A 3,143-nucleotide genomic window follows, 5' to 3' on the forward strand; every position below is an offset into this window, starting at 1 on the left:
CAGCTTCGCCACGGGCCGATGGAGATGCTCAGCTCCAAAATCGGCATCGTCCTCTTTCGCGGCAACGACGCGACCGCCGATCTCGTCACCGCGATGGCGCTTTCCGTCGTCGAGGCCGGCGCGCGGCTGGTCATCTTCGACGCGTCCGGCAAGCCGCCCGTCGCTGGCGCCGTCACACTGGCCTTCAAGCCGGCCTCCGGGCTGGCGGCGGTCCTCGCCATGCTGCCGGTGGCACAATGTCTGATGATCGCCTTCGCCGATGCCCGCGTCGAGAATGCCGGGACGCCGGTCCGCACCACCAAGATCACGCGGAGCGAATGATGCGGCCGCTGGCGGTAATCGGCAACGTCAATGTCGACCTGATCGTCGGCCCAGTCGCGCCCTGGCCGAAGGCGGGAACGGAGACGGTTGTCGACCATGACGATCTGCGCGTCGGCGGCCAGGCCGGCAACAGCGCGCTTGCCTGGCAGGCGCTCGGCATCGACTTCGAAATCGCCGCCAATCTCGGCAACGACCAGTTCGGCCGCTGGCTGCGCGAAGCCTTCGGCTCCCGTGCGGAGAAATGGCCGGTTCATCCCGAGGGAACGACGCTGTCGGTCGGCATGACCCATCCCGATGGCGAGCGCACCTTTTTCACCACGCGCGGCCATCTGCCCCGCTTCAGCCTGGACGACGTTCTGTCCGTTCTCGAAGGCAAGCGGCTCTACGGCGGCTATGCGCTGCTTTGCGGCTCCTTCCTGACCGACGACCTCACCCGCGACTACGATGCCTTTTTCGACTGGGCCGAAGCGCATCATATCGCCGTTGCGCTCGACACCGGCTGGCCGATCGACGGCTGGACGGCGGCGAACTGCGCCGCCGCGCGCGGCTGGCTGTCGCACTGCGAGCTGGCCCTCTTCAACGAGGTCGAGACGACGACGCTGGCCGGGCTGGAAATCCCCGCGGACGCCGCGCGCAAGATCCGCGGCGGCATGAGGGAACGCGCGACCGTGGTCGTGAAGCGTGGGCCCGACGGTGCGATCGCCATCGGCGCCGACGGCCAGTTGATCGAAGTGCCGGCGCCGCGCGTGAAAGTCGTCGACACGATCGGCGCCGGCGATGTCTTCAACGCCGCCTTCCTCGCCGCGTTGGCGCAGGAGCGGTCGCTGGACAGCTGCCTGTCCGCCGCCGTCAGGGTGGCGTCGCGCGCCATCTCCACCTTGCCCCGCGACTATGGCGGGCCGATGCTTTTCGAGGACGCCGTCAATGAGCGCGCTTGAGATCCGCGATGTCCGCAAGAGCTACGGCAGCGTCGAAACGCTGAAAGGCATCGACATCGCGCTGGACAGCGGCGAGTTCCTGGTGCTGCTCGGCTCGTCCGGCTGCGGCAAGTCGACCTTGCTCAACATCATTGCCGGGCTGGCGGAGGCAACCAGCGGCGACGTGCTGATCGGCGGCCGCTCGGTGCTTGGCGTGCATCCGAAAAACCGCGACATCGCCATGGTCTTCCAGTCCTATGCTCTCTACCCGAACCTAACCGTGCACCGGAACATCGGCTTCGGGCTGGAGATGCGAAAGGTTCCGGCGGACCAACGCGACAAGGCGGTGCGCGAGGCGGCGAGGCTCCTGCAGATCGAAACCTTGCTCGACCGCAAGCCAGGCCAGCTTTCCGGCGGCCAGCGCCAGCGCGTCGCCATCGGCCGGGCGCTGGTGCGCAAGCCGCAGGTGTTCCTGTTCGACGAGCCGTTGTCCAATCTCGACGCCAAGCTGCGCCTGGAGATGCGAACCGAGCTCAAGCGCCTGCACGAAATGCTGCGGACCACGGTCGTCTATGTCACGCACGACCAGATCGAGGCGATGACGCTGGCGAGCCGGATCGCCGTCATGCGCGACGGCCGCATCGAACAGCTCGGCACGCCGCAGCAGATCTACAACCAGCCGGCGACGCTCTATGTCGCGGGCTTCGTCGGCGCCCCGTCGATGAACATGCTGGAAGCGGCCGTCGAGGATGGCAAGCTCGCAATCGCCGGCACGGACGCGCGGCTGGCGCTGCCGGCGCGCTACGCGGGCACGGCCAGCAACGGCGCAAAAGTCGTTGTCGGCATCAGGCCCGAAGCGCTCCGCCTTGGGTCCGGCAACAGCGCTGAACTGTCGCTGCCCGTCGAGATCGACGTGGTCGAACTGACCGGGCCTGAGCAGGTCACCACCGCTCGGATCGGCGCGCAGCGGGTGACGGCAACCCTGCCGCCGCAGGCTCGCGTCGCCAAGGGCGAGCGCTGCGCGTTTGTCTTCGACGAGATCTCGCTTCGCCTGTTCGATCCGGCGACCGGCAAGGCGTTCTGAGCAGCAGTATCAGGCGCCGCAGTTCGCGGCGCCCGCGCCTGCCCTTAGTCGATGTCGAACGACACGCCTTGCGCCAGGGGCAGCGCCTTGGAATAGTTCACCGTGTTGGTGGCGCGCCGCATATAGGCCTTCCAGGCATCCGAGCCGCTTTCGCGGCCGCCGCCGGTTTCCTTTTCGCCGCCGAACGCGCCGCCGATCTCCGCACCCGAGGTGCCGATGTTGACGTTGGCGATGCCGCAATCCGACCCGTCGACGCCGAGGAAGCGCTCTGATTCCTGCAGATCACGCGTGAAGATCGACGACGACAGGCCGGCGCCGACCGCATTGTGCAGCTCGAGCGCCTCGTCGAAATCGGAATATTTCATCACATAGAGGATCGGCGCGAAGGTCTCTTCCGTCACCGGTGAGACCTGCTTCGGCATCTCGACCAGCGCCGGGTGCACGTAATAGGCTTCCGCGTAGTCGTTCTCGACCCGTGTGCCGCCGGTCACCTTGCCGCCATGCGCTTGCGCTTCCTTGAGCGCCTTCTGCATGTTGTCGAAGGCGGCCTTGTCGATCAGCGGTCCGACCAGCGCCGACGTCTCCAGCGGATTGCCGACCGAAACGCTCTGATAGGCTTTCTTCAGCCGCGGCAGCAGCGCGTCATAGACGCTTTCATGCACGAACAGGCGCCGGAGCGTCGTGCAGCGCTGGCCGGCCGTGCCCATCGCGCCGAAGGCAATCGCCCGCAGCGCCATGTCGAGATCGGCGGTGGGCGCAACGATGCCGGCATTGTTGCCGCCGAGCTCCAGCACCGCGCGCGCGAAGCGCTTGGCAAGCCG

At 67.2% G+C, this 3,143-nt stretch carries 3 protein-coding genes and 1 pseudogene; 3 read left to right on the plus strand and 1 reads right to left on the minus strand.

Going from position 1 to position 3,143, the window contains the following annotated elements:
* From DH10_RS20425 to DH10_RS20435, 3 genes and pseudogenes are all read left to right on the plus strand, one after another.
* Nucleotides 1-321 (plus strand): annotated as a pseudogene (locus DH10_RS20425) (SIS domain-containing protein); the annotation flags it as partial.
* Complete coding sequence (locus DH10_RS20430; protein WP_192254901.1) at nucleotides 321-1,259, plus strand: PfkB family carbohydrate kinase; 939 nt, start codon at nucleotides 321-323, stop codon at nucleotides 1,257-1,259. The pseudogene DH10_RS20425 and the gene DH10_RS20430, both read left to right, overlap by 1 nt.
* Entirely contained in the window at nucleotides 1,246-2,322 is a 1,077-nt protein-coding gene (locus tag DH10_RS20435) for an ABC transporter ATP-binding protein (protein ID WP_192254903.1), read from the plus strand. Before DH10_RS20430 ends, DH10_RS20435 begins: the two co-directional genes overlap by 14 nt.
* Nucleotides 2,323-2,366: 44 nt before the next feature.
* Here DH10_RS20435 and DH10_RS20440 read toward each other — a convergent pair.
* Nucleotides 2,367-3,143 (minus strand): aldehyde dehydrogenase family protein (locus DH10_RS20440; protein ID WP_192385267.1); only part of this gene is annotated, 777 nt, incomplete at its 5' end.

The organism is Mesorhizobium silamurunense, from assembly GCF_014843825.1.
Taxonomy (GTDB): Bacteria; Pseudomonadota; Alphaproteobacteria; order Rhizobiales; family Rhizobiaceae; genus Mesorhizobium; species Mesorhizobium silamurunense.

Bases quoted from the DNA above. Each gene is read 5' to 3' on its own strand.
- DH10_RS20430 (WP_192254901.1), top strand. From the start codon at position 321: ATGCGGCCGCTGGCGGTAATCGGCAACGTCAATGTCGACCTGATCGTC.
- DH10_RS20435 (WP_192254903.1), top strand. From the start codon at position 1,246: ATGAGCGCGCTTGAGATCCGCGATGTCCGCAAGAGCTACGGCAGCGTC.